This window comes from Guyparkeria sp. SCN-R1 (assembly GCF_003932495.1).
Classification (GTDB): domain Bacteria; phylum Pseudomonadota; class Gammaproteobacteria; order Halothiobacillales; family Halothiobacillaceae; genus Guyparkeria.
The window spans coordinates 1-4210 of sequence record NZ_QZMT01000038.1; the positions used below are offsets into that span (position 1 = coordinate 1).

Genomic DNA, 4210 nt, shown 5'->3' on the forward strand with positions numbered 1-4210 from the left:
CCGGTCTGTCTCACTCTCATGCAAAGGTAAGATCAACCATTTAATCCGCTTACCCCGGCCAGGACGGCGTTAAGTAAACCCCAGCGTGGCAGCGGGCCCTGCCCGCGAAGGCCGCCTTGGCGCCTCTCCAGCTTTCCGCTGTCCAGACGCCCGACTTTCCACCACACGACTGAATTCGGCACACCCGGGGCCCCTGCGCCTTGCCTCGGCATCGCTGGGATGCAGGGTCTGGGCGGCATGGACGCCGCCCAGAGGTTCGCCGCGACAGGAGGTCGCGTCGAACCGACCCGGCCGCATCCCAGGGGTGACGAGGGAAGCCCGAAGGGCCAAGGCGCCGGGGTGTCCTTGTCTTTGGGCACTTTCTATTGGACAAGCAATAGAAAGTGCCTCGGGCGTTGCCACCGTTGCAGAAACGGAGTCGAGCGACGTCACAAACGCCCGAAACCGAGACCACGATCACAGCAAGGTGGCGTAGCTCGGTGAGTGCAGGTAGCCGATCCGAGGGCAAACCCAGCTATACGTCGGATAACGGCCCTCGCTGCCATGCCCCCTGCCCACCCTTTGGCCGCCCCATCACAGTGGTGTACCATCAATGGTACTCAACTATTCACGCGGTAGGCGAATGAACAATGGAAACCATCAGCTTTTCCAACGCCCGCAAGTCACTGAAAGCCATTCTCGATCGGGTAAATGACGACATGGATTGCACGATCATCACCCGACGCGATGCGCCGGAAGCCGTGCTGATGTCATTGAAGGAATACAACGCCCTTCTCGAGACCGTGCATCTGCTCGACTCCCCAGCCAATGCCATGCACCTGAGTCGCTCGATTGAACAGCACAAGGCCGGCAAGCTTCAACGTCAGAGCATCATGGAAGATGAACGAGATCAGTTGGACCATTGAAGCCTGGAACGACTACCTGTTCTGGCAAACACAGGATCGCAAGACCTTGAAACGCATCAACGGTCTCATCCGGGATACGCTCCGCACGCCATTTGACGGCATAGGCAAGCCCGAACCGTTGAAAGGCAGCCTGTCGGGCTACTGGTCCCGACGCATCGACTCAAGCAACCGACTCGTCTACGCCGTCGACGACGGCATGCTCGTCATCATTTCCTGCCGCTATCATTACTAAGGAACCTCTGCACGAATAGTAATGCCACTCTGGCTTGCCGAGTTGTCGCCATCAAGGCGCGGTGTCGCCAGCGTGCCGGCGGCCACGTCAAGACAGCGCAACGCCGAGGGCGGGCGAATCGGGAAGCCCCGCAGGGCGCGCCTTGAGCCGAGCACCTGCGGCGGCCGCCCTTGACAAGGGGAATCGCCCTTGTGCGGCGGACGGTCGCCTTGCATTTGCCCGGCTCAGGCGCGCGAAGAGGTATTACTATTCGTGCAGAGGTTCCCTGCCAGTCGCCGCCGAGACCGATGAGCCAACGCAAGAAAACCGCAAAGAACCGCCCCATCCGCCGCTGGATCTGGCGAATCATCCTGCTGGCGCTGCTCGCCTTCCTGCTGATCCATCTGTGGTTCTTCGTGCAGGTCTGGCACTTGCGGGACAACAACCCCGAGACCACCGCCTTCATGCGCGAGCGTCTCGAACTGCTCCGCGGCATCCGCCCCGACATCACCGCCCAGCAGATCTACGTGCCGTATGAATCCATCAGCCCGGCCGCCCGCCGCGCCGTCGTCGCCTCCGAGGACGACCGCTTCATGGACCACTGGGGCATCGACCTGGTGGGATTACGTCACGCCATGGAGCGCAACCTCGAGGCCGGCGAAATCGTCGCCGGTGGCTCGACGATCACCCAGCAACTGGCCAAGAACCTCTTCCTCTCGGCGGAGCAATCCCTGTGGCGCAAGGGCCAGGAAGCCCTGATCGCCCTGATGCTGGAAGGCGTGCTGGGCAAGCGCCGGATTCTCGAGCTGTATCTGAACTACGCCGAGTGGGGCAACCTGATCTACGGCATCGAGGCGGCCGCCAACCATTACTACGGCAAGTCCGCCGGCCAGCTCACCCGCCACGAAGCCGCCACCTTGGCCGCCATGCTGCCCAACCCGCGTTTCTACCAGGACAACCGCAATGCACGCGGATTGCAGGTCAGGACCGATGCGGTGCTGGGCCGGATGGAGTACTCCAGAACGCCGTGACACGGCGAGTACAACTCGCCGATCCGACTGCAATATTCATCCAGCTGAAGAAAAACAAGCACCTCAGCGGACCTTTGGACCGCGGAGTTGCACTCCGCGCGCTCCCACTCGCACACGACTCAATATCAAAGTGCCGATCACCGAGTCCCAAGCCGCCAACGCGGCACCAGCACAGTCAGACGTTCCAGAACGCCTGGCTGGCACCCGTGGCGACGGCCGCATCGACCAGCTCTAATTACTTCTGACCCCTTTTCCGCTAATTACTTCTGACCCCTTTTCCGCGGGGAAACCGCCATGCGCGCGGATTTCGGGTCAGAACCGAAGTGGTGCTGAGAAAAAATGGAGTACTCATGAACGCCTTGAATCCGAAACACCCGGCTCATTTCGCCCGCGTGCAGAACACACACATGGAGCCAAACCTAATTACGTCTGACCGCCCCCCTTAAATTGAAAAGGCCCGACGGTCGAGACCGACGGGCCAATTTAAGCGTGAGCATTATCATTCAATGCGTATGCTTACAAACCTGCTCCATTATGGGTAGTTACCACGGCACGACGACGGCAGGTATTTAACAGGCATATCCGTCCCATCGGCGGTAGCGCCACAACGCCACCCGGCAACATTCTCACCCGAGGTCGCTGCCGTAAATGTGGCTCCATCGCTAGAAGGCGCCATGGAAACAACCTTACCGTCAGCGGTGCCACCCAAACCGGTAGCGGCGGCCTTAGCTGTAATTACCCCAGCAGCCGAAACACTGAGATCCTGAACATACTTAGTGGCAGCGTCGGTACCTAATGTGCAGCCCCATGCAGCATCATTCGCGCCAGGCAGTGTATTACCCGACTGAAAAACTTCAGTTACAGACGTGCGACATGAAGACATCGCCAAAAGCACCTCCGAGGCCTTCGCTCGGATCGTGTAGTCCTGATACGCGGGTATGGCGATCGCCGCAAGGATACCGATGATCGCCACCACGATCATCAGCTCGATCAGGGTGAAACCCTTCTGAGCCTGTTTGTTCATTTGCTTCATCATCATTTGGGAATTCTCCTTTGGAGAGTTGATCAACCGGGCCTCCTGGCCCGCTAAGCATCTTATACCAAGCACACCCCGTGCCAGCTAGCGCCCTCATGGCGGCCACCCGATGACTATCGGTCACCACAGCCCGACTCGCGTGGCCAAAGACACCTGAACACGGCACCGCCAGTGCGTATAAACGTCATTTCATGGCTCACCGATCCTTGGCACGTGTCAAATGTTGACATCCGCCATACATTTAAACATGAAGCGCGCAGCAAAGCCCCGTACGAAAAAGCCCCGGCGTTAGCCGGGGCTCTAACCTCACATCCGTGTGAAGCACCTTACTTGCCGATCGCGACCTCGTTCTCAATGGCCGCGACGGTCTTTTCACCAATGCCCTGCACGTCGGCAAGCTGGTCGACCGATTCGAAGCGTCCTTGCTCCGAGCGGTAGTCGACGATGCGCTCGGCATAGACCGGGCCGATACCATTGAGGGTCTCGAGTTCGGCGGCCGATGCCTGGTTGATATCCAGGGGCTCGGCGGCGAACGCCGGAGCGGTGAACAACAGCGCGGCGCCAATGGCGGCCGCGCGTACGGAATGGGTGAGTCCCTTCATCATCCTACCTCCTTGTACACGTGGGATGGTTGTACCTTACGCGGGCAGTTCCCTCGTGAACATCAGCATATTCCGAATATGCTGTAGGAGTTTTCGGTTTGATTTGTAGGAATTTGCCTACAAGTCTGCCGGTCTCCGCTTTCCGCTTGGGATGGCGTGCGTCTGTCGGCCTGACGTGTTGGGGTGAAGCCCAACCTACGGGGCCTTGGGGTAGCCGGGTGGTCCGACTTTCGTGACCGAAGGAGCGAGACAGCCCGCCACGATTAAAGGAAGAAAGGCACGCCGCAAAAGAAAAACCCCGTCGAGCATGAGCTGCGACGGGGTTTCTCTAAATGGGGAGCCTGGCGTTGACCTACTTTCACATGGGGAAGCCCCACACTATCATCGGCGATGCGGCGTTTCACTGCTGTGTTCGGGATGGGAAC

Annotated in this window: 5 protein-coding genes and 1 rRNA gene; 3 read left to right on the forward strand and 3 right to left on the reverse strand. The window is 59.5% G+C overall.

Going from position 1 to position 4210, the window contains the following annotated elements:
* Positions 1-629: 629 nt before the first annotated feature.
* From D5687_RS10980 to mtgA, 3 genes are all read left to right on the forward strand, one after another.
* Complete coding sequence (locus tag D5687_RS10980; RefSeq protein ID WP_125199817.1) at positions 630-905, forward strand: type II toxin-antitoxin system Phd/YefM family antitoxin; 276 nt, start codon at positions 630-632, stop codon at positions 903-905.
* Positions 880-1137 carry a Txe/YoeB family addiction module toxin gene (locus tag D5687_RS10985; protein WP_125199818.1) on the forward strand — a complete coding sequence of 86 codons (258 nt, stop codon included), beginning with the start codon at positions 880-882 and terminating at the stop codon, positions 1135-1137. The genes D5687_RS10980 and D5687_RS10985 overlap by 26 nt, the downstream gene beginning before the upstream one ends.
* Before the next feature lie 287 nt (positions 1138-1424).
* Positions 1425-2147: a monofunctional biosynthetic peptidoglycan transglycosylase gene (mtgA, locus tag D5687_RS10990; RefSeq protein WP_125199819.1), complete on the forward strand. Its 723-nt coding sequence runs from the start codon at positions 1425-1427 to the stop codon at positions 2145-2147.
* A 532-nt stretch (positions 2148-2679) separates the two neighbouring features.
* Here mtgA and D5687_RS10995 read toward each other — a convergent pair.
* The 3 genes from D5687_RS10995 to rrf all read right to left on the reverse strand — a co-directional run.
* Positions 2680-3171, reverse strand: coding sequence for a pilin (locus D5687_RS10995; protein WP_125199821.1), 492 nt, complete (start codon positions 3169-3171; stop codon positions 2680-2682).
* A gap of 338 nt (positions 3172-3509) precedes the next feature.
* The gene (locus D5687_RS11000; protein ID WP_125199820.1) at positions 3510-3788 is read right to left on the reverse strand and encodes a helix-hairpin-helix domain-containing protein; all 279 of its coding nucleotides are present in this window, start codon (positions 3786-3788) and stop codon (positions 3510-3512) included.
* Positions 3789-4124: 336 nt separating this feature from the next.
* Positions 4125-4210: ribosomal RNA gene (rrf, locus tag D5687_RS11005) — 5S ribosomal RNA — on the reverse strand; the annotation flags it as partial.